The following is a 25,556-nucleotide window of genomic DNA, read 5'->3' on the forward strand; positions in this document are numbered from 1 at the left end:
AAAGCCTGGGCGACCTATCTCCTTTACAGGCTCGAGGCCATTCGGTCCTACTCGGGATACACCCAGGCTGTGAGCGGTGGTAGCTAATCACCTCTCACTGGAGAGACACAAGGTCCTACGCCAAGGAAGGCGTCGGTAGCGCCCAGGGATAGGTTCACAGCGCCTCCTCAGAGAGTTTCCTTCGGAAAGAAAAAAACGTCACGGCTTGCCAAAGCTGACCATGTGGTCAAGAATCAAGGTATTCCCTGATGTTTCGGCCATGACAACCACAAACGGAGCCGACCATGATCGACTTCCACCTCAACGGCCGGCGCCAGCGCTGTGCCGACGTGCGCGCAGACGAGAGCGTGCTCGAGCTGCTGCGCACGACCCTGGGTCAGACCGGCACCAAGGAGGGCTGCGCCTCCGGCGACTGCGGGGCCTGTACCGTGGCCATCGGCGAGCAGGACGCCTCGGGCGAGCTCGTCTACCACAGCGCCAACGCCTGTATCACCCCGGCCCACCAGCTCCAGGGCTGCCACCTGGTGACCGTGGAGGGGCTGGCCCAAGGCGAGCGGCTGCACCCCGCCCAGGCGGCGATGGTCGACTGCCACGGCAGCCAGTGCGGCTTCTGCACGCCGGGCATCGTGATGTCGCTGTTCACCCTCTACGAGCGACAGCGACGCGCTCCTGCCCCGCTGACCCAGGAGCGCCTCGAGGCGGCCCTCGGCGGCAACCTCTGCCGCTGCACCGGCTACCGGCCGATCCGCGACGCGGCGCTGGCCATGGGCGACTATCCGGCGGCCGATCCCGCCTGGATCGCCGACCCCGAGCTTGGCCGTCCCGCCGACAGCCAACCCGCCGAGCCCGCCACCGCCGAAGCCGGCCACTACGTGGCGCCCCGGGATATCGCCGCGCTGCGCACCCTCAAGGCCGAGCGCCCGCAGGCACGGCTGGTGGCCGGCGCCACCGACCTCTGGCTCGAGACCACCCAGCAGCTCAGGGCGCTCGATGATCTCATCGACGTGCGCCGGGTCGCCGAGCTCAACGCCATCGACGAGATTGATGCGGGCTGGTGGATCGGCGGTGCGGTGACGCTCGCCCGGCTGATGCCGCTGCTGACCGCGCCCTACCCGGCCTTCGAGCACCTGATGCACCGCTTCGCCTCCTCGCAGATCCGCCATCGCGCGACCCTGGGCGGCAACATCGCCAACGCCTCACCGATCGGCGACACCCCGCCGGTGCTGCTGGCACTCGACGCACGGGTGCGCCTGGACGGCCCGCGGGGGGAGCGCGAGCTGCCCCTGGCGGCGTTCTTCCTCGACTACAAGCGCACGGCGCTGGCCGAGGACGAGTTCATCGCCGCGATCTTCCTGCCCCGGCCCGTCGCCGGGCACCGCCTCAAGGTCTGGAAGCTCTCCAAGCGGCGCGAGGACGACATCTCGGCGGTGCTGGCCGCCTTCGCCTGGCGCCTGGAGAAGGGCGTAATGCGCGACGTCCACCTGGCCTTCGGCGGCATGGCGGCGATCCCGCGCCGCGCCCCGGCCGCCGAGGCCGCCCTCGAGGGTCGCGCCCCCGACGCCGCGGCCTTCGCCGCCGCCCGCGCGGCGCTGGCCGAGGAGCTCGCGCCGATGACCGACGTGCGCGGCAGCGCCGAGTACCGACGCCTCGCCGCCGGCAACCTGCTCGAGCGGTTGCGACTGATGATCGCCGCCGAGGGCGAGCCGGCCGACCACGACAACGACAACCGCGACCCCGCGACCAAGGTGACCCTCGATGCGTACGCTCACTGACACGGCCCAAGACACCTCCCGGCGCAACCAGGGCGACGCGCCGCTGGCCCGCGAGACCGTCGCGGCTCGGGGCGGCGCCGGCAGCGCCCGCGCCCACGAGAGCGCCGTCAAGCACGTCACCGGCCGGGCCGCCTACATCGACGACCTGCCAGTCCCGCGGGACTGCCTGCACGTGGCGCTGGGCCTGTCGCCGGTTGCCCACGGCCGGCTGACCCGCCTCGACCTCGACGCGGTCCGCGCCGCCCCCGGGGTGGTGGACGTGATCACGCTCTCCGACGTGCCCGGCCACACCGACATCGGCCCGGTCTTCCCCGGCGACCCGCTGTTCGCCGATGACGAGATCAGCTACGTCGGCCAGTGCCTGTTCGCGGTGGCCGCCGAGAGCCATCGCGCCGCGCGCCTGGCCGTCCAGCTCGCGGTGGTCGAGATCGACGAGCGGCCGGCCGGCCTGGATCCGGTCGCCGCCGCCGAGCGCGGCGAGGTGGTGCGTCCGTCCCACACCCACGAGCGCGGCGACTGGCAGCAGGCGTTGCGTGAGGCGACTTATGTGCTGGAGGGCGAGCAGTTCGTCGGCGGCCAGGAGCACTTCTACCTGGAGGGCCAGGCCTGCCTCGCGCAGCCCACCGAGGACGAGGGGGTGATGGTCTACACCTCCAACCAGCACCCCAGCGAGACCCAGAAGCTGGTCGCCGAGGTGCTCGGCATCCCCTTCCACGCGGTGACCATGGAGACCCGGCGCATGGGCGGCGGCTTCGGCGGCAAGGAGACCCAGGCCTCGCCCTGGGCCTGCATCGCCGCCCTCGTCGCCCGGCGCACCGGCCGGGCCACCAAGGTGCGCCTGCCCCGGGCCGAGGACACCCGCGCCACCGGCAAGCGCCACCCCTTCCACAACCGCTACCGGCTCGGCGTCGACGAGCAGGGCGTGCTGACCGGCGGCAAGATCACGGTGATCGGCGACTGCGGCTACTCGCCGGACCTGTCCGATGCCATCGTCGATCGCGCCATGTTCCACGCCGACAACGCCTACTCGCTGGGCGCCGCCCGGGTCACCGGGAAGCGCGCCCGCACCCACACCGCCTCCAACACCGCCTTTCGCGGCTTCGGCGGCCCCCAGGGCATGATGATCATCGAGCGGGCCATGGACGACATCGCCCGTCAACTCGGCGAGGACCCGCTGACTATCCGCCAGCGCAACCTCTATCGCGCCACCGACCCGGACGGCACGCCCCGCGACGTCACCCACTACGGCCAGCGGGTCGAGCAGCTCGGCCTGCTGAGTGACATCGTCACCCAACTCGAGGCGAGCAGCGACTACTGGGCGCGCCGGCGCGCAATCACCGCCTTCAATACCGAAAGCCCGATCATCAAGAAGGGCCTGGCGCTGACGCCGGTGAAGTTCGGCATCTCCTTTACCGTGCAACACCTCAACCAGGCCGGCGCCCTGCTGCTCGTCTACACCGACGGCAGCGTGATGATCAACCACGGCGGCACCGAGATGGGCCAGGGCCTGCATACCAAGGTGTGCCAGGTGGTGGCCCGGGAGCTCGGCCTCGACCTCGAGCGGGTACGCATCAGCGCCACCCGCACCGACAAGGTGCCCAACACCTCGCCCACCGCCGCCTCCAGCGGCGCCGACCTCAACGGCCAGGCCGCCCGGGACGCCGCCGTCAAGCTGCGCGAGCGGCTGTTCGACTTCGCCGCGGGCCACTTCGACCGCGAGGCGGGCGGGCTCGACCGCGAGAGCATGCGCCTGGAAGACGGCCACCTGGTGGCCGGCATCGGCGAGGTCGAGCGGCGCATCCCCTGGGGCGAGCTCATCCAGGCGGCCTACCTGGGCCGGGTCTCACTCTCCGAGAAGGGCTTCTACGCCACCCCGCTGATCCACTACGATCGCGCCACCGGCCGCGGGCGGCCCTTCTACTACTATGCCTACGGCGCCGCGGTGGCCGAGGTGGAGGTGGACACCCTCTCCGGCGAATACCGGGTCAGTCGCGCCGACATCCTCCACGACGTCGGCGACTCCCTGAACCCGGCCATCGACATCGGCCAGATAGAGGGCGCCTTCATCCAGGGCATGGGCTGGCTGACCAGCGAGGAGCTCAAGTGGAACGACGCCGGGCGGCTGGTCACCGACGGCCCGGCCACCTACAAGATCCCGGCCTTCGGCGACCTGCCCGAGACCTTCAACGTCGCGCTGCTCGAGGGGCATCCCAACTCCCAGGCCAGCATCTACCGCTCCAAGGCCGTGGGCGAACCACCCTTCATGCTGGCGATCTCGGTGTGGTCGGCACTGCGCGATGCCCTGGCGAGCCTCGCCGACTATCGGGTCAGCCCCGCGCTCGACACCCCGGCCACTCCGGAGCGGGTGCTGATGGCCGCCGAGGCGCTGCGCGCCCGCCACGAAGCGCGGCCGGTGAGCCGGGAGGAGCCCGCATGAGCGCCGCGGACAACCGCCCGGAGCCCTGGCACGCCGCCCTGCATCGCCTGCAGCGAGAGGGGCGTCCCCACGTGCTGGCGACCCAGGTCACCAGCGCCGGCTCCACGCCCCGGGAGCCCGGCGCGCGCATGGTGATCACCGCCGATGCCGTGTATGACACCCTGGGCGGCGGCACCTTCGAGTGGCAGACCATCGAGGCCGCCCGGGGCCGCCTCGCCGGCGTCGACGGCCGCGTCGAGGCCGGCATGAGACTGGAGGCCTTCTCGCTGGGCGGGCGCAGCGGCCAGTGCTGCGGCGGCTTCGTTAACGTGCTGCTCGAAGTCTTCCCCGGCAGCGCCGCGACGCTGGCGATCTTCGGTGCCGGCCACGTGGGCCAGGCGCTGGTGCGTCTGGCCGCCCCGCTGCCCTGGCGGCTGCTGTGGCACGACAGCCGGGAGGGCGCCTTCCCCGAATGGGCAGCCGAGACGCCGCGGCTCGAGTGCCGCCCGGCGCCCGACCCCGCCGCGGCCGTGGCCGCGCTGCCGCCGGGGGCCCATGCCCTGGTGCTGACCCACGATCACGCCGAGGACCGCGCCCTGGTGGATGCGCTGCTGGCCCGTGGCGACACGGCCTCGCTGGGACTGATCGGTTCACGCAGCAAGTGGGCGAGCTTTCGCCGCCGGCTGGGCGAGGCCGGCCACGACGAGGCGGCGCTCGCCAGGGTGCGCTGCCCCATCGGCACGGCCGCCGGCGGCACGGGCGGCGACAAGACGCCCTACGCCATCGCCCTGGCCGCCGTCGCCGAGCTGCTGCCGCTGATGGGTGACGAGGCGCGCCCCGAGCAACGCGGCCTCGACCCGGCGAAGCTGCGCGCGGCCCTAGGCGATCCCCTGCGCGATGATCCGCACGCACCGGCCTGACGCCGACCGTCACGACCCTTTTCACGACTCCCGACACGAGCCCCGACGAGATGAGCCTCGATGTGATGACTCCCGACACTTCGCGCGTGCTGCGCGCCAACCTGCTGAGCTTCGATGCCGACCCCGGCGAGGGCGACACCCCCGCTGCAGGGAGCGTGCGCCATCTCGAGGATGGCGCCCTGTGGATCGAGAACGGCCGCATCCGCGAGCTGGACACCTGGGCGCGGCTGGCCCCCGAGCTGCCCGAGGGCCTCGAGGTGGTCGACCATCGCGGCAAGCTGATCGTGCCCGGCTTCATCGACAGTCACGTGCACTACGTGCAGCTGGAGATCATGGCCTCCTGGGGCCGCCAGCTGCTCGACTGGCTCAACGACTACACCTTCCCCGAGGAGTGCCGCTTCGCCGCCCACGAGCATGCCCGGGCCCAGTCGGCGGCCTTTCTCGACGAAATGCTGCGGGTCGGAACCACCACCGCCCAGGTGTTCTGCTCGAGCCATCCGGCCTCGGTGGACGCCTTCTTCACCGCCTGTCGCGAGCGCGGCCTGCGCATGCTCGCCGGCAAGGTGCTGATGGACCGCCACGCGCCCGAGGCGCTGTGCGACGACACCCGGGGCGGCATCCGCGACAGCGAGCGGCTGATCGCCGACTGGCACGGCCGGGACCGGCTCGGCTACAGCCTGACGCCGCGCTTCGCGCCCACCTCCACCCGGGCCCAGCTCGATGCCACCGGCGGGCTCTTGCGCACCGACCCGAGCCTGTGGCTGCAGACGCACCTCGCCGAGAACACCGGCGAGCTCGACTGGGTGGCCGAGCTCTTCCCCGACTGCCGCGACTACCTCGAGGTCTACGAGCGCTCGGGGCTCGTCGGCCCGCGCAGCACCTTCGCCCACGGCATCCACCTCGACCAGGAGATGCGCGGACGCCTGGCGGCGCGGGGCGCCAACCTCGCCTTCTGTCCGAGCTCGAACCTCTTCCTGGGCAGCGGCCTGTTCGACCGCCTCGCCGCCCGGGAGGCCGGCCTCGCGGTCAGCTACGCCAGCGACGTGGGCGGCGGCACCGACCTCTCGGGCCTGGCCACCCTCAAGGCGGCCTACCAGGTCGGCCAGCTGCGCGGCCAGCCGCTCACCGCCTGGCAGGGCTTCTACGGGCTGACCCTGGGCAACGCCCGGGCGCTCTCCCTGGACGACCGCGTCGGCCGGCTCGCCCCGGGCATGGAGGCGGATTTCGTGGTCCTCGACCCCGCCGCCACCCCGCTGATGGCCCGGCGCACGGCCCGCAGCCAGAGCCTCGCCGAGACGCTCTTCGCGCTGATGATGCTCGGCGACGACCGCACCGTGGCCGAGACCTGGAGCGGCGGGCGCCGCCAGCATCGGCGCGACGCCGCTGCAATCGCCTGATCGGCGCGAAGCCTCCCCGAGGCGGACGACAGGATCGATGCGCAGAACCCCGGCGAGGCCGGGGTTCAAGCGTTAGCGTCAGGCAAGGATGTCAGCTCGCGGCAGGGTGTCGAAGATTGAGTGCCGACGACGGGGCAGAAGAAGACGGCCCGGCGGCGGGCCGTCAGCGCGTCTCGGCGAGCCGATGCAGCAGTGCCTGGCGACGCTCGTCGCTCATGAAGGCGGCCTCGAGGGCATTGCGGGCGAGCCCCGTGAAGGTCTCCTTCGACCAGCCGAAGGCCTCGTGGCAGGCCGCGAAGTTTTCCAGCATGCCGCCGCCGAAGTAGGCGGGATCGTCGGAGTTCAGCGTCAGCGTCAGCCCCGCTTCGAGCAGCTGCGGCAGGGGGTGGTCGGACATGCGCTCGACCACCCGCAGGCGCACGTTGGAGAGCGGGCAGACGGTCAGCACCACCCGCTCGTCGCGCAGCCGGGCCACCAGCGTCGGGTCCTCCAGGCAGCGCACGCCGTGATCGATGCGACAGACGTCCAGCAGGTCCAGCGCCTCGCGGATGTAGGCGGGCGGTCCCTCCTCCCCGGCATGGGCCACCCGGGGAATGCCGAGCTCTCGGGCGAAGCGGAACACCGCGGCGAACTTCTCCGGCGGATTGCCCTGCTCGGCACTGTCCAGGCCCACGGCGTCGAGCATCTCCCAGTAGGGGGCAGCGCTCTCCAGCACCTGCATGGCCTCCTCGGCCGGCCGGTCGCGCAGGAAGGCCAGGATCATCGCGCTGGACACCCCGAGCTCTCGCCAGGCCTGGCGGCGCGCCCGGGAGAGGCCCTCCATCACCACCGGCAGCTCGACGCCGCGCGCCAGGTGCGCCTGGGGGTCGAAGTGCATCTCGACGTGCACGACGCCCTCGGCGCTGGCGCGGCGAAAGTAGTCCATCGCCAGGTCATGGAAGTCCTCGGCGGTGCGCAGCACGCTCATGCCCTGGTAGTAGAGGTCGAGGAAGGACTGCAGGTCGGCGAAGTCGTAGGCCGCGCGGACCTCCTCCACCGAGCCGTAGGGCAGGCGGATGCCGTTGCGCTCGGCCAGGGAGAACATCAGCTCGGGCTCCAGCGAACCCTCGATGTGCAGGTGGAGTTCGGCCTTGGGCAGGCGCCGGAGGAAGTCACGCATGGCATACCTCATGAAAGATCATCGGTCCTATCCTGAAACATCCTGACCATCCGTGCAAAGCACTCCCTCGCACAGGGTCAGGCGTCGATCGATGCCCGGCGGGTCGACGACTTCGCCGAGCTGGTGCACCAGATAGACGACGCTGCGCCCGGAAAGCCACTCGTCGAGGCGGGCGGCCAGGCGCGCCGCGGTGGGCGCGTCGAGGCCGGCGAAGGGCTCGTCGAGGATCACCAGGTCCGGCTCGCGCAGCAGCAGCCGCGCCAGGCCGAGGCGCCGGGCCTGGCCACCGGAGAGGCGCCGGCCGCCCTCGCCCACCCGGGTCGCGAGCCCCTCGGGCAGCGCCTGCGCCCAGCCGGCGAGCTCGACCATCGACAGCGCTCGCCACAGCCGCGCCTCGTCCGCCTCCGGGTCGCCCAGGCGCAGGTTGGCGGCCAGGCTGTCGTCGAAGAGCTCCACCCGCTGGGTGAGGCAGGCCACCCGCCGGCGCAGCGCCGCCTCGTCGATCGCCTCGATCGGCATGCCGGAGAGGCGCACCCGGCCGGCGCTCGGGATGAGCTGGCGGGTCAGCAGCTGGGCCACGCTCGACTTGCCGGCCCCGGAGGCGCCACACAGCGCCAGGCGCCGGCCCGCGGGCAGCGAGAACGACAGCCCCGAGAGCGCCGGCTGCAGGGCACCGGGATAGTGAAGGTCGACCGCCTCGAAGGAGATGCCGAGAGGGCCGCGGAGCGGCACCTCGCTCGCCGCCCTCGGCACGACGGCGCTCTGGACACGCGCGGCCTCCAGGGCGTTGAGGCGCTCGGCGGCGGCCCGCGTGGCGCCCAGCCGAGTGAAGGCCATGGGCAGCGCGGCCAGCGCCTCGTTCAGCGCCATCACCGCCAGCGGCATCAGCACCATCACCGGGCCGGAGAGCGCCCCGACCTCCCAGGCCAGGGCCGCCAGCCCCAGCACCGCGAGCCAGGTGGCGCCGACAGCGAGTCCCGCCAGGGCTGAGCCCAGGGCTGCGACGCGGGCCAGCCGCCACTGATCGACCTGCAGGCGACGCTCGATCGCCTCGATCCGCGAGCGATGGGCGGCCAGGCTGCCGTAGGCCTCGAGTTCGGCGAGCCCGCGCAGGTGCTCGAGCAGCCGGCCGCGCAGCGCCTCCAGCGCCTCGACCTGACCGCGGCTCGCGGTCATGCCGCGCCGGGCCTGGCCCAGGGTGAGCCACAGCCAGGCCGAGAGCAGCAGCGCGAGCGCGACGAGGCCGGCACGAGGGAGCCACAGGGCGAGCAGCCCCGACAGCACCAGGATGGCCAGCAGCGCTACGCCGGCCGGGGCCACGAGGCGCAGGTAGAGGCCGTCCAGGGTGTCGATATCGGCGGTAAGGCGATCGAGCCAGTCGCTGGCCCGGCGCCGCGACAGGGTGCGCCCGTCGAGCCCGGCCATGACGCCGAACAGCCGGCCGCGCAGGTCGGCCAGCAGGCGCAGCACGGTATCGTGGTTGTAGAGCCGCTCGACGTAGCGCGAGACGGTGCGGGTGACGGCGAAGAAGCGGATCCCGCCGCCGGGCACGTAGACGTCGAGGCCCGCCGTGAGCCCGGCGGCGAGCGCCAGGCCGGTCATCGCCGTGGCGGTGATGAACCATCCCGAGAGTGCCAGCAGGCCGATCCCCGCGGCCACGGTGAGCAGCATCAGGCCCGCCCCGGCGAGCAGCCGGCCGCGACGACGATCGAGCAGCCGCCACCAGGGGCGCAGGGTCGTGATCAGTGAGGCCTCTCGCGCGTCAGGCATCGACGACCTCCCGAACGGGGGCGGTCTCGAGCGCCAGCCGACGATCGGCCAGCGCCAACAGCGCCGGATGGTGGGTGGCGATGACCAGGGTGCGCCCCTCGGCGGCCAGCCGCCCCAGGGCCTCGATGACCCGCGCCTCGGTGCGGGCATCCAGGCTCGCGGTCGGCTCATCGAGCAGCACAAGCGGCGCCGGCGAGAGGAACACCCGGGCCAGGGCCAGGCGCTGCACCTGGCCGCCGGAGAGCCCCTCGCCGCGCTCGCCGAGCGAAGTCTCGAGCCCGTCGGGCAGGCGCGCCAGCAGCGCCGCGAGCCCGGCATGGCCAAGCGCCTCGCGCATCTGCGCCTCGCTTGCCTCCGGGGCGGCCAGGCGCAGGTTGTCGGCGAGGCTGCCCTGGACCAGCAGCGGGCGCTGATCCAGCCAGGCGAAGCCGGCACCGGTGGCCAGGCGCCGCTCGCCCTCGGTCGGGGCGATAAAGCCCGCCATCAGCTGCAGCAGGCTCGACTTGCCGGCCCCCGAAGGACCCGTCACCACCAGCGTCTCGCCACGCGCCAAGCAAAGGTCCAGCGGCCCCAGCACCCGGCCGCGTCCAGCGTGGGCGACGGTCGCGCCCTCGAGCTCGAGCAGCACACCGGGCGACGCGGGTCGCGGGGGCGCGCTTGTCTCGCCGGAGCCCTCGACAGGCTCGGCGCCCCGCCCGGCGTCGGGCGACTCCTGGAGCAGCGTCACCAGGCCAGCGGCGGCGCCCAAGGCCGCCGCCCGATCATGATAGTGCTGAGCCAGGCTGCGCAGCGGCTGGAAGAACTCCGGCGCCAGCAGCAGCACCAGCAGGCCGGTGAAGAGCGTCAGCTCATCTGCCGGCCCGTACTCGATATAGCCCAGCAGCCCGAAGCCGACGTAGATCGCCACTACGGCGATGGCCACCGAGGAGAAGAACTCCAGCACCGCCGAGGAGAGGAAGGCCAGGCGCAAGGTTCGCATGCTGCGCCGCCGGTAGTCGTCGGCCACCGCCTCCACCTCCCGGGTCGCCTGCTCGGTACGCCCGAACAGCTGCAGGGTGGTGATACCGCGCACCCGATCGATGAAGTGTCCGGCGAGACGCGCCACGGCCACGAACTGCTCCTGGTTCAGGCGCTCGGCGCCCATGCCCACCAGAGCCATGAACAGCGGAATCAGCGGGGCGGCGATCAGCAGGAAGAGCGCGGCCAGCCAGTCGAGCCAGGCCACCACCGCGAGGATCAGCAGCGGGACCGCCACCGCCAGCACCTGCTGGGGCAGATAGCGCGAGAAGTAGCCGTCCAGGGCCTCGACCTGGTCGACCAGGCGCTGGGCGAGCCCCGCGCCGTGATGGCCGGTGAGGCGCACCGGGCCCAGGCGCTCCAGGCGATCGAGCAGCTCGGCGCGGGCTCGCCGGCGGATGCGCAGGCTGGCCGCCTGGCCCGCCATCTCCTGCCCCCACTGGGCCAGGGCCCGCAGGCACAGCGTGGCCGCCAGGCCCAGCAGCCAGGGGGCGAGCTCAAGGAGCGGACGCTCGTCGACCAGAAGCGCGCTGATCAGGGTGGCAAGCAGCGCCATCTGGACGATGGTTGCGACGCCGACCGTCCCGCCGGCCAGCAGGGCTAGGCGCTGATAGCGGCGCTCGCCGGCGGCGAGCCGCGACAGCCACGCCCGGGCCGAGGGCCCCGGCGCCTCGGTATCGGTATCGGCCCTCACCTCAGTGATAGCCCTCGCCGGGGCGGACCTTGCCGCGGAACACCCAGTAGGACCAGGCGGTATACGCCAGCACGATGGGGATCACGAAAAGCACGCCGATCAGCAGGAACAGCTGCGAGCCGGGGTCGGAGGCGGCGTCCCAGATGGTGTAGTCCGGGGGCACGATGACCGGCCACTTGCTGGCCACCAGCCCAAGATAGGTGAAGAGGAAGAGGCCCAGGGTGGCGATGAAGGGCTGGCCCTCGCGGCGCTGGCGAACGGCGCGCCACAGCAGGCCCGCGCAGGCCATCGCCAGCGCCGGGAAGATCCAGATCAGCGGCAGCTGGCCAAACCAGCGATCGCGCACGCCGACGTCCACGAAGGGCGTCCACAGGCTGATGATCGCAAACACGCCGAGCACCGCCAGCAGCAGGCGCGGGGCGAGCCGATAGGCCCAGTCCTGGAGCGCGCCCTCGGTCTTGAGGATCAGCCAGGTGGCGCCGAGCAGCGCGTAGCCGGCCATCAGCCCCAGGCCCGTGAGCACGCTGAAGGGCGTCAGCCAGTCGAAGGGACCGCCGACGTAGACGAAGTCCTCGACGGGGAAGCCCCGGATGTAGGCCCCCACGACCACGCCCTGGGCGAAGGCCGCCACCGCCGAGCCCCAGCAGAAGGCGCGGTTCCACCAGTGGCGATTGCGGCGAGACTTGAAGCGGAACTCGAAGGCGATGCCGCGAAAGATCAGCCCGGCGAGCATCAGGAAGACGCCGAGGTAGAGCGCCGGCAGGAACACCGAGTAGACCAGCGGGAAGGCGCCCAGGAGCCCCGCCCCGCCGAGCACCAGCCAGGTCTCGTTGCCGTCCCACACCGGGGCCACCGTATTCATCATCACGTCCCGGGACTCTTCGTCCGGGGCAAAGGGAAAGAGGATCCCCACGCCCAGGTCGAAGCCGTCCATCAGCACGTACATGATAACGCCGAAGCCGATGATCACGGCCCAGATGATGCTCAGGTCGAACATGGCCATGGGTCAGCTCCTTTCCGGCTGGTGGCGGGAGGCGTCCTCGAAGGGCACGTGGGCGGCCGACAGCGGGCGCTTGGGCCGCTCGACCTCATCGTCGTGGGCGGCTTCCGGCAGCATGCCCTGGCGGATCACCCGGGTCAGGTAGTAGACCCCGCAGCAGAAGACCACGGCGTAGACGGCCATGTAGCCGAGCAGCGTGAACAGCGCCATGCCGCCGGTCAGCGAGGGCGTCAGCGCCTCGGCGTGGCTCATCAGGCCGTAGACCACCCAGGGGGCGCGGCCGGTCTCGGTGACGACCCAGCCGGCCAGCACCGCGATGAAGGGGGTGATGGTCATCACCCGCATCAGCTGCAGGAAGCCGCGATGCTCATAGATCCGCCCGCCGCGACGCAGCCAGAGGCCGGCCAGCGCCACGGCGATCATCGCCAGGCCCAGGGCCACCATGATCCGGAACGCCCAGAACACGATCCATACCGGCGGCTGCTCCTCGGGAGGCACCTCGCTGATGCCCGGCACCTCGCCCTCGGCGTGGTGGGTCAGGATCAGGCTGGCGAGGCTCGGGATGCCGATCTCGATGCGGTTCTCCTGGGCCTGCTGGTCCGGCCAGGCGAACAGCAGCAGCGGCGTGTTCGCACTGCGCTCCCAGTTGCCCTCCATGGCAGCCACCTTGGTCGGCTGGTGCTCCAGGGTGTTGAGGCCGTGGAAGTCCCCCACCACCGCCTGGGTCGGCGTCAGCACCAGCAGCAGCCACAGGCACATGGAGAGCGCCTTGCGGTTGGCCTCCCGGTCGCGGCCGATCAGCAGGTACCAGGCGCTGACCCCGGCCACCACGAAGCCGCCGGTCAGGAACGAGGCCAGCACCATGTGGGTGAAGCGGTACGGAAAGGAGGGGTTGAAGATCGCCGCGCTCCAGTCGGTGACGTGGAAGCGCCCCTCGATCAGCTCGACGCCGGCCGGGGTCTGCATCCAGCTGTTGGCCGAGAGGATCCAGAACGAGGAGATGAAGGTGCCGGTGGCGACCATGATGGCGGCGAAGAGGTGCACGCCCTGTGGCACCTTGCCGCGGCCGAACAGCAGCACCCCGAGGAAGGCCGCCTCCAGGAAGAAGGCCGTTACCACCTCGTAGCTCAGCATCGGGCCTAGGAAGTTGGAGGACGCCAGGGCAAAGTTGCTCCAGTTGGTGCCGAACTGGAAGGACATGACGATGCCCGAGACCACGCCCATGCCGAAGACCACGGCGAAGACCCTGGTCCAGAACAGCGCCAGGCGGTCCCAGGCGGGGTTGTCGGTCTTGAAGAAGAGCCCGTTGAGCAGGGCGATATAGGACGCCAAGCCGATGGTGAACACCGGGAAGATGGCGTGAAAGGCGACCACGAAGGCGAACTGCAGTCGCGACAGTAGCAGGGGATCCAGTTCCATGACGCACTCCTCGTTCCTGCGAAGGACATTCGCAAGGGATGCGCAGGCACTCGTCGTGCTCTTGTACATCGGATGCCGGTCGTTGGCACCCTGTCGCATTCGTCCTCACACCGCCCCCCAGCCTAGCCGAGGCGGGCGATAGGACGCGCCTATGAAGGCGATGCCCCCCGCCGGCGGGACCGGGAAACGCTCGTGGCGAGCATCCTACGCTCGCGCCGTGACGGCTGTCAGGCGATTCCCGGCGGGCGCTGCGCGTCGCATTGTCGCAGCGGGCTATCGCAAAGGACTTAGCCGCCGCCCCGCACCACCAGGCTGATCATGTAGGCGGTGTAGCCGAGGAACATCGCCAGCAACACGGCGCCCTCGACGCGGTTGATGCGCCCTGCCCGGCCGCGCCAGCCCATGGCGAAGACGGCCAAGATCACGGTCATGACCATCATCAGGCTCCAGTCGCGCAGCAGCACCTCGCCCCCGGCCTGGATGGGCGCGATCACCGCGGCCAGGCCCACCACCCCGAGGGTGTTGAAGAGGTTCGAGCCCACCACGTTGCCGAGCACCAGGTCGTGCTCGCCTCGGCGCAGCGCACTGATCGAGGAGGCGAGCTCCGGCAGCGAGGTACCCACGGCCACCACCGTCAGGCCGATTACCAGATCGCTGACGCCGAAGCCCTGGGCGATGGCCACCGCCCCCCACACCAGCACCCGGGAGCTGATCACCAGCAGCACCAGGCCCACGCCGGTCCAGACCAGCCCGGCCTTGAGCGACATGGGGTGCGTCTCCAGCCTCTCCTCGGTGTCGGACCCCAGCAAATCGCCGCTCTCACGCAGGCCGAGAAAGATGCTGTAGCCGATGAAGGCGGCCAGCAGCCCCAGCAGCAGCGCGCCCTCCCAGCGCTCGATCACGCCGCCCCACAGCAGCGCGGCGGAGCCCAGGGTGACGGCGCCCAGCACCGGCAGCTCGCGACGCACCACGCCGGAGTGCACCGCCAGCGGCGAGATGAGCGCCACCAGGCCCAGGATCAGGCCGATGTTGGCAATATTGGAGCCATAGGCGTTGCCCAGCGCCAGGCCGGGATTGCCCTGGCTGGCCGCCAGGGCGGAGACCACGAGTTCCGGGGCCGAGGTGCCGAAGCCGATCACCAGCATGCCGATCAGCAAAGGCGACAGCCCCAGTCGCGCCGAGGTCGCCGCGGCCCCGTCGACGAAGCGCTCGGCGCTCCATACCAGCAGGACCAGGCCTGCCAACACCGCCATCGCGGGCACTATCATGTCGTCTCCTCGGGAACATTCAGGCGTGCATGTTTGACTATGGTGCGCCCCGCGTCAACGTGACACACTTTCCGCGTGTCGACTTCACCGCCAGGAGACCCTCATCGCCGTGCCCAGGCCTGCCCTTCGCGCCCCCGCCCTGCCCCGGGGGACCCCGCTGGTGGATCGCTCGCCGCCGGAGACGCGCACCTCACGGCGTCGGCTGCGAGCCTGCCACGAGTGCGACTGGGTGACGGCGCTGCCGCCGCTGCACGGCGGCGAGAAGGCCGAATGCCCGCGCTGCGGCCACGTGCTGGCCACCCGCCACCACCGCCCGGCCCAGCGCAGCATGGCGCTGGCGCTCGCCTCGCTGGTCGCCCTGGCGCTGGCCGTCTCCTTCCCCTTCATCAGCTTCACCGTCAGCGGCATCGGCAATCGCATCGAGCTGATGCAGACCGCCACTACCCTGATCGGTTTTCACCAGCCGCTGGTGGCGATCGCGGTGGTGTTGACTATCGGCGTACTGCCCGCCGTCTACCTGGTGGGCGTGGTGTGGCTGCAGGCGGGCCTGCTGCGCGGCGATCCGCTACCGGCCAGCCGCAGCATCGCCCGCTCGCTCTCGCATCTCCATCCTTGGATGATGGCCGATGTCTTCATCGTCGGGGCCCTGGTCAGCCTCATCAAGATCGCCGGCATGGCCGAGGTGGGGCTCGGCATCTCTTTCTGGGCCTTCTGTGCCTTCGCCCTGCTGCTGCTGTTCACTACCCAGACGCTGGACGCCGACTGGATGTGGTTCTCGCTGGCCGGCGAGCCCCTGGCGCCGGAGGGCGCGCGCACCGGCGAGACCGCCGCCCCACAGGGGCTGGCCGGCTGCGCCACCTGTGGCCTGGTCAACCGCCTGAACGGCGAGGGCCACGGCCACTGTCGACGCTGCAGCGAGAGCCTGCATGCCCGCAAGCCCGACAGCCAGCAGCGCACCTGGGCGCTGCTGGCGGCCGCCACCGTGATGTACCTGCCGGCCAACCTCTACCCGATCATGACCACCACGAGCCTTGGCCACGACACCCCCTCCACCATCATCGGCGGCGTGGTGCAGCTGATGCAGATGGGCTCCTGGCCGGTGGCCATGGTGATCTTCGTCGCCAGCGTGATCGTGCCGGTGGGCAAGCTGGTGGCCCTGGCCTGGCTGTGCCTGGTGGCCAAGCGCAGCAACGAACTCAACGCGGCGACCCGCACACGGCTCTATCGCCTCACCGAGTTCATCGGCCGCTGGTCGATGGTCGATGTCTTCGTGGTGGCGATCCTGGTGGCGCTGATCCGCGCCGGTGCGCTGCTGTCGATCTCCCCGGGCCCCGCCGCCCTGGCCTTCGCCAGCGTGGTGGTCATCACCATGCTCGCCGCCATGACCTTCGACCCCCGAATGCTCTGGGACGCGCCGCTGCCGCGTGACGCCCGACCCGCCCAAGGACACTCACCATGACCGATACCCCCGCCCCGCCCGAGCGAGACGGGCACCGCGCCCACGCCACGCCTCAGGCGCGGCTGTCGCCGATCTGGATCGTGCCCATCGTGGCGATCCTGATCGGCGCCTGGCTGGTCTTCGACAACTACCGCAGCCGCGGGCCGGAAATCACCCTGATCACCGACAGCGCCGAGGGCATCGAGGCGGGCAACACCCTGATCAAGACGCGCAACGTCGAGGTCGGGCGCGTCGAGCGGGTGCATCTCTCGGAGGACCTGACCCGCGCGGTGATCACCGCCCGCATGAGCCCGGATACCGACGACATGCTGGTCGAGGACAGCAGCTTCTGGGTGGTCAAGCCGCGCATCGGCCGCGAGGGGATCAGCGGCCTGGGTACGGTGCTGTCCGGCGCCTACATCCAGCTCGAGCCGGGCCAGAGCGAGATCGACGCCCGGGAGTTCGAGGTCAACGACCAGCCGCCGGTCTCCCCGGCCGGCGCCGAGGGCTTGCGCATCAACCTGATCAGCCAGCTCGGCAACGCGCCGAGCGTCGGCGACCCGGTCACCTTCCAGGGCCTCACCGTCGGCCGCGTCGAGGAAGCCAACTTCGACGGCACCACCCGGCGCATGCACCATCGCCTCTTCATCGAGAGCCCCTACCACGAGCTGGTCACCGACGGCACCCGCTTCTGGGCCGCCAGCGGCGTCGACGTGCGGCTCGACTCCGAGGGCTTCAGGGTCAACATCGACTCCATGGAAGCGCTGCTCGGCGGCGGCGTCACCTTCGGCGTACCCGAGGACCTCCCCCAGGGGCGGCCGGTAGAGGCGGATACCACCTTCACCCTCTACCCCGATGAGGAGAGCGCCCGCCAGGGCACCTTCAGTCGCTACCTGGAGTACGTGCTGCTGATCGAGGACACCGTGCGCGGCCTCTCCCGGGGGGCGCCGGTGGAGTTTCGCGGCGTGCGCGTCGGCACCGTGGCCACGGTGCCCTGGCAGTTCAGCGCGCCCCAGCCCAACTCCCGCGACAACTTCGCCATCCCGGTGCTGATTCGCATCGAGCCCCAGCGCCTGGGCGTCGATGCCGAGTCGCTCGACCTCGAGCAGTGGCGGGAGCGCTTCGAGCGGCTCTTCGGACTGGGACTCACGGCCTCGCTGAAGAGCGGCAGCCTGCTCACCGGGGCGCTGTTCGTCGACCTCAACTTCCAGCGCGACGAGGCGGGTAACGCCGAGGTCGACTACGTCGCCGAGACCTTCGCCGAGCGCACCGTCTTCCCCACGACCTCCAGCGGCTTCGCCCAGATCGAGGCGCAGGTGACGGCCCTGCTCGACAAGCTCAATGGCCTCGAGCTCGAGCCGCTGCTGGCCGGGCTCGACCGCAACCTCGATGCCTCAGAGGCCACCCTCGAGCAGGTCAATGCGCTCACCGAAAGCGTGCGCAGCCTGGTCGAGGAGCCCGGCATGCGCGAGCTTCCCGGCAACCTCAATGCCACCCTCGAGTCGCTGCGCACCACACTGGACGGCGTGTCGCCCGAGTCCCGCGCCTACCGCGACTTCAGCACGACCCTCGCGCAGCTCGAGCGGCTGCTGCGCGACCTGCAGCCCACCGCACGCACCCTGCGTGACAACCCCAGCGCCCTGCTCTTCGATCGTCTGGACACCAAGGACCCGATCCCCCGGGCGCCGAGCTCCACCCAGCAAGGAAGTTCGCCATGACCGCGATCAAAGGCCTCGCCGCCGCCCTGGCCGTGCTGTGGCTGGCCGGCTGCGCCACCAATGCCCCTCCGTCCAACCGCTACACCCTGCCAGAAGACGCCATGGCCCCTCCCGCCCGCTTGGCCGGGGCAGAGGCCGCTCACCGACTGGTCGTCGCCGAGCCCCGACTGGCCCGCTTCCTGGAGGTCGACGGCCTGGTGCTGCAGCTCGACGACATCACCCTCAACGAGGCGAGCCAGCACCTCTGGGCCGAGCCCCTCGGACTGCAGCTCGAGCGCCGCCTGAAGGAACGCCTGGCCGCCCGCCTGCCGGACACCCGGATCATCGCCGAGGCGGCTAATGACCGCCGGGAGAAAGCCGCCACCCTGGGCCTGACGGTGGACCGCTTCCAGGGCCGCTTCGATGGCCAGGCGGTGGTGGCGGGCCAGTGGCAGCTGCACAATGCCGAGGGCACGCTGGAGGCGCTGGCGCCCTTTGCGGTCGAGGTGCCCCTGGCGCGCGACGGCTATCCCGCCCTGGTGCGCGCGCTGGGCAGCGGCTGGGACAGGGTGGTCGACGAGATCGCCGGAGAAATCAAACGGCTGCGCTAACCGAGGCGCTATGGCATAATATGCGCCACGCGGCGATCGATGGTCCCTCCTGCCGCGCCAGATTCCTTTTCCACGCCTTGGCCAGGGACTGACCACGTCGAAACGACGCGGCGCGACCAAGGCGTCTCTGCGGAGACCGCATGACCTTTTCCGACCTCGGCCTGCGTGCCGAACTGCTCCGTGCCGTCGAGGCACAGGGCTATACCACCCCGACCCCGATCCAGCATCAGGCGATTCCCGCTGTCCTCAAGGGCGGTGACCTGCTGGCCAGCGCCCAGACCGGCACCGGCAAGACCGCCGGCTTCACCCTGCCGATGCTGCAGCGCCTCGCCGAGGGCCCGCGCCCGGCCAAGCGCCAGATCCGCGCCCTGGTGCTGACCCCGACCCGCGAGCTCGCCGCCCAGGTGGGCGAGAGCGTGGCCGACTACGGTCGTCACCTGACGCTCAAGTCCCACGTGATCTTCGGCGGGGTCGGCCAGCAGCCCCAGGTCGACGCCATCCGTAATGGCCTCGACGTGCTGGTGGCCACCCCCGGCCGCCTGCTCGACCTGCAGCAGCAGAAGCACGTCGACCTCTCCAAGGTCGAGATCCTGGTGCTCGACGAAGCCGACCGCATGCTCGACATGGGCTTCATCCACGACATCAAGAAGATCCTGCGCGTGCTGCCCGAGAAGCGCCAGAACCTGCTGTTCTCGGCCACCTTCTCCAACGAGATCCAGGCGCTCGCCAACAAGCTGCTCGACGATCCGGCGATGATCGAGGTGGCGCGTCGCAACACCACCGCCGAGCTCGTCGACCAGGCGATCTACCGCGTCGATCGCGAGAAGAAGCGCGACCTGCTGGCGCACCTGATCACCCGCCACGACTGGCAGCAGGTGCTGGTATTCACTCGCACCAAGCACGGCGCCAACCGCCTGGCCGAACAGCTGTCCAAGCAGGACATCCCGTCCATGGCGATCCACGGCAACAAGAGCCAGTCGGCGCGCACCAAGGCGCTGGCCGCCTTCAAGACCGGCGACCTGCAGGTGTTGGTGGCCACCGACATCGCCGCCCGCGGCCTGGACATCGAGGAGCTGCCCCACGTGGTCAACTTCGAGCTGCCCAACGTGGCCGAGGACTACGTGCACCGCATCGGCCGCACCGGCCGGGCCGGCAGCGAAGGCAAGGCCGTGTCGCTGGTCTGCGTCGACGAGCACGGCCTGCTCAAGGGCATCGAGCGCCTGATCAAGCGCGACCTCGAGAAGCACATCGAGCCCGGCTTCGAGCCCGACCCCAATGCCAAGCCCGAGCCGATCGAGAACGGTCGCGGCAAGCGCGGCGGCGGTGGCGGTGGCGGCCGCAACGGCCAGGGCCAGCGTCGCCAGGGCCAGGCCGCCGGCCAGCGCAGCGGCGGCGACGAGGCCCGCGCCCCGCGGCGCCGGCGTGGCGGCCGCGGCGGCTCGCGCCAGGCCTGACGGGCCTGCCTGGCGGACTGCATCAAGATATGCGAATGTAGTCCGCCGGGCACCGCACCCTCGATCGTTCCCGTCCACCCCCACGTCAGGATGCATCCATGGATGACACGACCCTGATCGGCGACTACCGGCGCTGGCTGAGCTTCCAGCATCAGGCCCGGCTCGACCGCGAGCACCAGGCGGCGAGCCAGCGGCTCGAGACCTCGAAGGTCTCCGCCACACGCATGACCGAGGCCTACCGCAGCATGGCCGAGAAGGCCGCCAGCGAAGGCGCCAGCTATCGCACCCTCTTCCTGCGCGATCACGGCGATACGGCACTGGCCTGCGAGGGTTGGCTGTTCGTGCGCCGCGTGCTGGCCGAAGGCGGATCCACCCGGGTGCGCGCCACCCTGCTGACCACCTTCACCCTGACGTCGGGCCGCCTCGAGCCCGGCAGCCAGCCGGCCGAGAAGCTCACCCTGGAGATCTTCGACCAGCTGAATATCGATCGCGGCATGAGCAGCGTGGTGCGCGTCGACCGCACCGATGGCGGGCGCGACACGCGCTTCATTACGCTGCTCGACACCGTGCGAGGCGACCTGCGCCGACATATGGTGTAGTCGGGATGTTCAAGAAGCTGTTCGGCAAGACCCCCGTCCAAGTCTGGGTGATCAAGCAGATCGATCAGGATCTGCTGCACCTGTGCGGCCAGGCCGAGCTGGATCACGCTGCCAGGCGCAAGCAGGTGCTCGCCGAGCTGGCGCGCGGCGAATACCGTGGCCCGGTGCGCATGGCGGGAGGCGGCCTGGTCTTCAATGCGCAGCTGTTCGCGGCGCTGATACCGCTGGACGACCTGACCCTTACCGACGGTGGCCAGGCCCGCTGGCAGGATCGCCTGTGGCGCGTCAGCCAGGTGCCACAGCGCTGCTGGAGCTACGAGGGCCCCCTGATCGTGGAGCCGGCGAGCCACCTCGGCGGCTCGGGCCTGGTCAGCAGCGAGGATGTCTCGGGGATCCGCTCGCGCATCGACCCCGACACACCGACGCCTCCCGGCTCGGTCACCTTCCGGGCCGACAACGAGCTCGAGACGCCCGACCCGTTCGGCAAGCGTCGCGCGTTCCGGTCGCCGGTACGACCCAGGGGGCATCATTAAGACGCTGCGCACCGACGCCTCGCGCCCCGACGCTCACACGCCCGAGGCCCGCCGGCTGGCGCTGTTCATCGGCTTGATGGTGCTGGTCGGGCTCAACCTGCGCCCGGCCCTCTCCACCCTGGCCCCGCTGCTCGCGCGCATCCAGCAGGATACCGGGCTCTCGGCGCTGGCCATCGGCGCCCTGACCACCCTGCCGGTGCTCTGCCTGGGAATCTTCGCTCCGCTGGCGCCCTGGCTCGCCAAGCGCTTAGGTCCCGAGAACACCCTGGCCGCCGCCCTGCTGCTGCTGGCCGCCGGCCTTGCGCTGCGCGGCGTGCCGGCCGTCGTCGCGCTGTTTGGCGGCACCCTAATGGTGGGCGCCGCCATCGGCGTGGCCGGCACCCTGCTGCCGGCGCTGGTCAAGCGCGAGCTGCCGGCCGGCGCCGACCTGATGACCGGCGTCTATACCATGGCCCTGTGCCTGGGCGGCGCCCTGGGGGCGGGCCTCAGCGTGCCGCTGGCCGATCGACTGGGGAGCTGGTCGACGGGGCTCGCCAGCTGGGCCCTGCTGGCGGTGGCCGCCCTGGTGGCCTGGCAGGTGCTGATGCCCCGCCATGACGCCGCCACGGCCGCGCCCGACACCGGCGGCTCCCTTCGCGAGCTGCTCGGCCAGCCGCTGGCCTGGCAGGTGATGCTCTTCATGGGCAGCCAGTCGTCGCTCGCCTACATCGTCTTCGGCTGGCTGCCCACCCTGCTGATGGCCCGTGGCTACAGCGAGTCGGAAGCCGGCTGGATGATGGGGGCCTCGGTGATGGTGCAGCTGTTCGCTGCGCTGTCAGCGCCCTGGCTGGCGCGCCTGGGGCGCGACCAGCGTCCCGCCCTGCTGCTCGTGCTGACCATGGTCGCCAGCGGCTTCTGGCTGCTGCTGCAGGCGCCGGCCGTGTGGCGCTGGCCCGGCGCCGTGCTGCTGGGCCTCGGCCAGGGCGGCGGCTTCAGCCTCGCCCTCACCCTGATCGTGCTGCGCACCGCCACCTCGCGCCTGGCCGGCAAGCTCTCGGGGCTGGTCCAGGGGGGCGGCTACACCCTGGCCGCGCTGGGCCCGCTGGCGATCGGCGTGATGCTGCAGTTCGACGTGGGGCTGACCGTCCTGACCCGCGTGCTGCTGGGCATCGTCGCCGTCAGCATGGGCTTCGCGCTGTTCGCCGGGCGCAACCGCCGCCTGGAGGTCGACGACGCGGGACGGCTGCTCACCCGCTAGACTCCAGTCGAGAGACGGGGGAGCGCGGCGGATGGCGAACGACAGGGACGTAGTGCTGACGACCCGGGGGCTGACCCGGCACTACCGCATGGGCGAGGTCACCATCCAGGCGCTGCGCGGCGTCGACCTCGACCTGCATCGCGGCGAGCTGATCGTGATGCTCGGCGCCTCGGGCTCCGGCAAGTCGACCCTGCTCAACATTCTCGGCGGCCTGGACCGCGCCTCGTCCGGCACCGTGCACTACGGCGCCGACGACCTGACCCACGCCTCCCAGCGCCAGCTGACGGCCTACCGGCGCCATCATGTGGGCTTCGTGTTCCAGTTCTACAACCTGATCGCCAGCCTCACCGCCCGCGAGAACGTGGCGATGGTCACCGACATCAGCCGCGACCCGCTGACGCCCGAATCGGCCCTGTCCCGGGTCGGACTCGAGGACCGGCTCGACCATTTCCCCTCCCAGCTCTCCGGCGGCGAACAGCAGCGGGTGGCCATCGCCCGCGCCATTGCCAAGCGGCCCTCGCTGCTGCTGTGCGACGAGCCGACCGGCGCGCTGGACTCGCACACCGGCATTCGGGTGCTCGAGGTGATCGAGACCCTCAACCGCGAGTCCGACACCACCATGGCGATCATCACCCACAATGCGGTGATCGGCGACATGGCCGACCGGGTCGTGCACCTCCGCGACGGCCGCGTGGAGGGCATCACGGTACCGACGCGGCGTCGCCGCGCCAGCGAGCTTCAGTGGTGAGCCAGTGAAAGCCCTGCATCGCAAGCTGCTGCGCGACCTCGGCCGGCTGAAGGGTCAGGCGCTGGCCATCGCCGTGGTGGTCGCGGGTGGGGTGATGACGCTGATCCTGGCGGTGACGATGCTCGACGCCCTGACCCGTGCCCAGGAACGCTTCTATGCCAGCCATCACTTCGCCGAGGTGTTCGCCGACGTCACGCGTGCCCCCCTCGGGCTCGTCGAGCGCCTGCAGCGAGTGCCCGGGGTCAACCTCATCGAGGCGCGGGTGGGCGCGCCGGTGAGACTCACGGTCCCCGACTTCGAGGACCCGGTACGCGGCCAGCTGGTCTCGATTCCCGACGGTCGCCAGCCGACCCTCAACCGCCTGCACCTGGTGGCGGGTCAGCTGCCCATGGCAGGCCGCGAGGCGCAGGTGGTGGTGAGCGACGCCTTCGCCGAGGCCCACGGGCTCACCCCAGGGGACAGCCTCGAGGCGATCATCAATGGACACCGTACCCGCCTGGATCTCAGCGGCATCGCCCTGACCCCCGAGTTTCTCTACCAGGCCGGCCCCACCGACCTGGTCCCCGACTACCGGCGCTATGCCATCCTCTGGATGAACCAGACGGCGCTGGCCGATGCCTACGGCATGGCGGGCGCCTTCAACCAGCTCTCGCTGACCCTCCAGTCGGGGGCAGACCGGGAGAACGTCATCGACGCCCTGGACCTGGCCCTCGCCCGCTACGGCGGCACCGGCGCCCGCACCCGTCACGACCAGCCATCCCACCGCTTCCTCGAGGAGGAGCTGGATCAGCAACGCGCCCAGGCCACGATCCTGCCCACCATCTTCCTGCTGGTCTCGGCCTTCCTGCTCAACGTCGTGATGACCCGCATCATCCAGACCCAGCGCGAGCAGATCGCCATCCTCAAGGCCTTCGGCTACCGCGACGCCGAGCTGGCCCGCCACTATGCCGCGCTCGCCCTGCTGATCGTGCTGCTGGGCTGGGCGCTGGGGGTGGGGCTCGGCGCCTGGACCGCCCGCTGGATGGCAGGCCTCTATGCCGAGTATTTCCGCTTCCCCGAGATGCGCTTCCCGATCCCGCCCTGGGCGCTCGCCCTGTCGCTGCTGCTGGCCGGCCTGTCGGCGCTGGCGGGCACCTGGCGGGCCGTCTGGCAGTCGGTCAGCGCACCGCCCGCCGAGGCGATGCGCCCGCCGGCGCCGCAGCGCTTTCGGCGAACCTGGCTCGAGCGCTCCCCGCTTCGCCATGCCCTGGGTGGCGAAGGACGGATCATCCTGCGCCATCTGGCCCGGCAACCGGCCAAGATGGCCCTGTCGGTGATCGGCATCGCCCTCTCGGCGGGCCTTTTGATGATGGGCGCCTGGCAGATCGCCGCGCTGGACCAGATGCTCGACCGACAGTACCGGGACATCATGCGCATGGACATAGAGCTGACCTTCAACGACCCCACCCCGGAAAGGGCCCTGGGCGAGCTTCGCCACCTGCCCGGGGTGCTGGCCGTGGAGCCCTGGCGTCGGGTCCCCGCCACCCTGATCCATGGCCATCGCCGCTACCGGACCAGCCTGACGGGGCTCGAGGCCGTCCCTCGCCTGCGACCGATCGTCGACGCGGGGGGCCAGGCACAGCCGCTGCCCCCGGAGGGCCTGGTGCTGACCCGCTACCTGGGCGAGTGGCTGGGGGTCGGAGCCGGCGACCGCCTGGAGGTGGCGATCATGGAGGGCCACCGCCGTCGTCTGTCGCTGCCCGTGGCCGCCCTGGTGGACGAACCGGTCGGGGTCGGTGCCTACCTGCGCCGGGAGCGTCTCAATCGACTGATGCGGGAGGGACCCGCCATCGGCGGGGCCTGGCTGCTGGTCGACGATAACCGGCGCAATGCCCTGATCGATGAGCTCCATGACCTGCCGGTGGTGGCGGGCATCGGCTTGATGGACGAGGCCGAGCGCGGCGTGCGCCGCTACCTGGACGAGACGCTTCAGGTGTTCGCCATCGTGTTCGTGGCCCTGGCCAGCTCGATCGGCTTCGGGGTGATCTACAACAACGCCCGGATCAGCTTCGCCGAGCGCTCCCGGGAACTGGCCACCCTGCTCGTGCTGGGCTACACCCGAGCGGAAGTATCGCGGATACTGCTGGGGGAGATCGCCCTGCTGGGGGGGCTGGCCATCCTCCCGGGCTGGGCCTTCGGCGCGGGCTTCTGCACCCTGCTCAGCGAGGCGTTCAGCAATGACCTGTTCCGTGTCCCGCTGACCTTCACGCCGCGCCTCTTCGGCCTCTCGGCGGCCGGCGTGGTGGCGGCCTCGGCGCTGGTGGGGGGGCTGATGCTGCGCCGACTGTGGCACCTGGACAAGGTCGCCGTCCTCAAGGCGCCGGAATGAGCCCCGCCCCGGCGCCCTCGACCGATCGTCGCCGACCGA

At 71.1% G+C, this 25,556-nt stretch carries 19 protein-coding genes; 13 read left to right on the plus strand and 6 right to left on the minus strand.

Annotated features, from left to right (window positions below; translation table 11 throughout):
- Positions 1-284: 284 nt before the first annotated feature.
- The 4 genes from xdhA to guaD all read left to right on the plus strand — a co-directional run bounded on the left by xdhA (position 285) and on the right by guaD (position 6,505).
- Positions 285-1,772 carry a xanthine dehydrogenase small subunit gene (xdhA, locus tag ABE957_RS17105; protein ID WP_349759876.1) on the plus strand — a complete coding sequence of 496 codons (1,488 nt, stop codon included), beginning with the start codon at positions 285-287 and terminating at the stop codon, positions 1,770-1,772.
- Positions 1,756-4,209: a xanthine dehydrogenase molybdopterin binding subunit gene (xdhB, locus tag ABE957_RS17110; RefSeq protein WP_349759877.1), complete on the plus strand. Its 2,454-nt coding sequence runs from the start codon at positions 1,756-1,758 to the stop codon at positions 4,207-4,209. The genes xdhA and xdhB overlap by 17 nt, the downstream gene beginning before the upstream one ends.
- Positions 4,206-5,108: a xanthine dehydrogenase accessory protein XdhC gene (gene xdhC / locus ABE957_RS17115; protein WP_349759878.1), complete on the plus strand. Its 903-nt coding sequence runs from the start codon at positions 4,206-4,208 to the stop codon at positions 5,106-5,108. The genes xdhB and xdhC overlap by 4 nt, the downstream gene beginning before the upstream one ends.
- Positions 5,109-5,173: 65 nt before the next feature.
- Positions 5,174-6,505, plus strand: a complete 1,332-nt coding sequence (guaD, locus tag ABE957_RS17120) for a guanine deaminase (protein WP_349759879.1) — start codon at positions 5,174-5,176, stop codon at positions 6,503-6,505.
- A 163-nt stretch (positions 6,506-6,668) separates the two neighbouring features.
- Here the strand turns inward: guaD and ABE957_RS17125 are convergent, their stop codons facing one another.
- From ABE957_RS17125 to ABE957_RS17150, 6 genes are all read right to left on the minus strand, one after another.
- Entirely contained in the window at positions 6,669-7,664 is a 996-nt protein-coding gene (locus tag ABE957_RS17125; RefSeq protein WP_349759880.1) for an adenosine deaminase, read from the minus strand.
- A gap of 27 nt (positions 7,665-7,691) precedes the next feature.
- Entirely contained in the window at positions 7,692-9,434 is a 1,743-nt protein-coding gene (gene cydC / locus ABE957_RS17130) for a thiol reductant ABC exporter subunit CydC (RefSeq protein WP_349759881.1), read from the minus strand.
- A complete protein-coding gene (gene cydD / locus ABE957_RS17135) occupies positions 9,427-11,145 on the minus strand; it encodes a thiol reductant ABC exporter subunit CydD (protein WP_349759882.1) in 1,719 nt (572 codons plus the stop codon). The genes cydC and cydD overlap by 8 nt, the downstream gene beginning before the upstream one ends.
- A 1-nt stretch (position 11,146) precedes the next feature.
- Positions 11,147-12,148 carry a cytochrome d ubiquinol oxidase subunit II gene (cydB, locus tag ABE957_RS17140; protein ID WP_349759883.1) on the minus strand — a complete coding sequence of 334 codons (1,002 nt, stop codon included), beginning with the start codon at positions 12,146-12,148 and terminating at the stop codon, positions 11,147-11,149.
- Between the two features lie 3 nt (positions 12,149-12,151).
- Positions 12,152-13,564, minus strand: a complete 1,413-nt coding sequence (locus tag ABE957_RS17145; protein WP_349759884.1) for a cytochrome ubiquinol oxidase subunit I — start codon at positions 13,562-13,564, stop codon at positions 12,152-12,154.
- A gap of 287 nt (positions 13,565-13,851) precedes the next feature.
- Positions 13,852-14,832 carry a calcium/sodium antiporter gene (locus ABE957_RS17150; protein ID WP_349759885.1) on the minus strand — a complete coding sequence of 327 codons (981 nt, stop codon included), beginning with the start codon at positions 14,830-14,832 and terminating at the stop codon, positions 13,852-13,854.
- A gap of 109 nt (positions 14,833-14,941) precedes the next feature.
- Between ABE957_RS17150 and ABE957_RS17155 the strand changes: the two genes are divergently transcribed.
- The 9 genes from ABE957_RS17155 (at position 14,942) to ABE957_RS17195 (ending at position 25,517) form a co-directional block, all read left to right on the plus strand.
- Positions 14,942-16,291: a PqiA/YebS family transporter subunit gene (locus ABE957_RS17155; protein WP_349759886.1), complete on the plus strand. Its 1,350-nt coding sequence runs from the start codon at positions 14,942-14,944 to the stop codon at positions 16,289-16,291.
- Positions 16,288-17,988 (plus strand): intermembrane transport protein PqiB, encoded by a 1,701-nt coding sequence (gene pqiB, locus ABE957_RS17160; protein WP_349759887.1) that lies wholly within the window; start codon positions 16,288-16,290, stop codon positions 17,986-17,988. The genes ABE957_RS17155 and pqiB overlap by 4 nt, the downstream gene beginning before the upstream one ends.
- On the plus strand, positions 17,985-18,578 hold the full coding sequence (locus ABE957_RS17165; protein ID WP_349759888.1) for a PqiC family protein: 594 nt from the start codon (positions 17,985-17,987) through the stop codon (positions 18,576-18,578). The genes pqiB and ABE957_RS17165 overlap by 4 nt, the downstream gene beginning before the upstream one ends.
- Before the next feature lie 140 nt (positions 18,579-18,718).
- Positions 18,719-20,032: a DEAD/DEAH box helicase gene (locus tag ABE957_RS17170; RefSeq protein WP_349759889.1), complete on the plus strand. Its 1,314-nt coding sequence runs from the start codon at positions 18,719-18,721 to the stop codon at positions 20,030-20,032.
- A gap of 98 nt (positions 20,033-20,130) precedes the next feature.
- Positions 20,131-20,631 carry a hypothetical protein gene (locus tag ABE957_RS17175; RefSeq protein ID WP_349759890.1) on the plus strand — a complete coding sequence of 167 codons (501 nt, stop codon included), beginning with the start codon at positions 20,131-20,133 and terminating at the stop codon, positions 20,629-20,631.
- 5 nt (positions 20,632-20,636) lie between these two features.
- Entirely contained in the window at positions 20,637-21,164 is a 528-nt protein-coding gene (locus ABE957_RS17180; protein ID WP_349759891.1) for a hypothetical protein, read from the plus strand.
- A gap of 76 nt (positions 21,165-21,240) precedes the next feature.
- Positions 21,241-22,401, plus strand: coding sequence for an MFS transporter (locus ABE957_RS17185; protein WP_349759923.1), 1,161 nt, complete (start codon positions 21,241-21,243; stop codon positions 22,399-22,401).
- Between the two features lie 31 nt (positions 22,402-22,432).
- Positions 22,433-23,149: an ABC transporter ATP-binding protein gene (locus ABE957_RS17190; RefSeq protein WP_349759892.1), complete on the plus strand. Its 717-nt coding sequence runs from the start codon at positions 22,433-22,435 to the stop codon at positions 23,147-23,149.
- A gap of 4 nt (positions 23,150-23,153) precedes the next feature.
- Positions 23,154-25,517, plus strand: coding sequence for an ABC transporter permease (locus tag ABE957_RS17195; RefSeq protein WP_349759893.1), 2,364 nt, complete (start codon positions 23,154-23,156; stop codon positions 25,515-25,517).
- The last annotated feature ends 39 nt before the right edge of the window (positions 25,518-25,556 follow it).

Origin of the sequence: Halomonas pelophila (genome assembly GCF_040196315.1) — a bacterium.
GTDB classification, from domain to species: Bacteria; Pseudomonadota; Gammaproteobacteria; order Pseudomonadales; family Halomonadaceae; genus Halomonas; species Halomonas pelophila.

Coding starts and splice junctions, on each gene's coding strand:
- ABE957_RS17175 (WP_349759890.1), top strand. CDS start 20,131: ATGGATGACACGACCCTGATCGGCGACTACCGGCGCTGGCTGAGCTTC.
- ABE957_RS17170 (WP_349759889.1), top strand. CDS start 18,719: ATGACCTTTTCCGACCTCGGCCTGCGTGCCGAACTGCTCCGTGCCGTC.
- xdhC (WP_349759878.1), top strand. CDS start 4,206: ATGAGCGCCGCGGACAACCGCCCGGAGCCCTGGCACGCCGCCCTGCAT.
- ABE957_RS17150 (WP_349759885.1), bottom strand. CDS start 14,832: ATGATAGTGCCCGCGATGGCGGTGTTGGCAGGCCTGGTCCTGCTGGTA.
- guaD (WP_349759879.1), top strand. CDS start 5,174: ATGACTCCCGACACTTCGCGCGTGCTGCGCGCCAACCTGCTGAGCTTC.
- ABE957_RS17190 (WP_349759892.1), top strand. CDS start 22,433: ATGGCGAACGACAGGGACGTAGTGCTGACGACCCGGGGGCTGACCCGG.
- ABE957_RS17180 (WP_349759891.1), top strand. CDS start 20,637: ATGTTCAAGAAGCTGTTCGGCAAGACCCCCGTCCAAGTCTGGGTGATC.
- xdhA (WP_349759876.1), top strand. CDS start 285: ATGATCGACTTCCACCTCAACGGCCGGCGCCAGCGCTGTGCCGACGTG.
- ABE957_RS17165 (WP_349759888.1), top strand. CDS start 17,985: ATGACCGCGATCAAAGGCCTCGCCGCCGCCCTGGCCGTGCTGTGGCTG.
- ABE957_RS17145 (WP_349759884.1), bottom strand. CDS start 13,564: ATGGAACTGGATCCCCTGCTACTGTCGCGACTGCAGTTCGCCTTCGTG.
- ABE957_RS17125 (WP_349759880.1), bottom strand. CDS start 7,664: ATGCGTGACTTCCTCCGGCGCCTGCCCAAGGCCGAACTCCACCTGCAC.
- pqiB (WP_349759887.1), top strand. CDS start 16,288: ATGACCGATACCCCCGCCCCGCCCGAGCGAGACGGGCACCGCGCCCAC.
- xdhB (WP_349759877.1), top strand. CDS start 1,756: ATGCGTACGCTCACTGACACGGCCCAAGACACCTCCCGGCGCAACCAG.
- cydC (WP_349759881.1), bottom strand. CDS start 9,434: ATGCCTGACGCGCGAGAGGCCTCACTGATCACGACCCTGCGCCCCTGG.
- ABE957_RS17185 (WP_349759923.1), top strand. CDS start 21,241: ATGGTGCTGGTCGGGCTCAACCTGCGCCCGGCCCTCTCCACCCTGGCC.
- cydB (WP_349759883.1), bottom strand. CDS start 12,148: ATGGCCATGTTCGACCTGAGCATCATCTGGGCCGTGATCATCGGCTTC.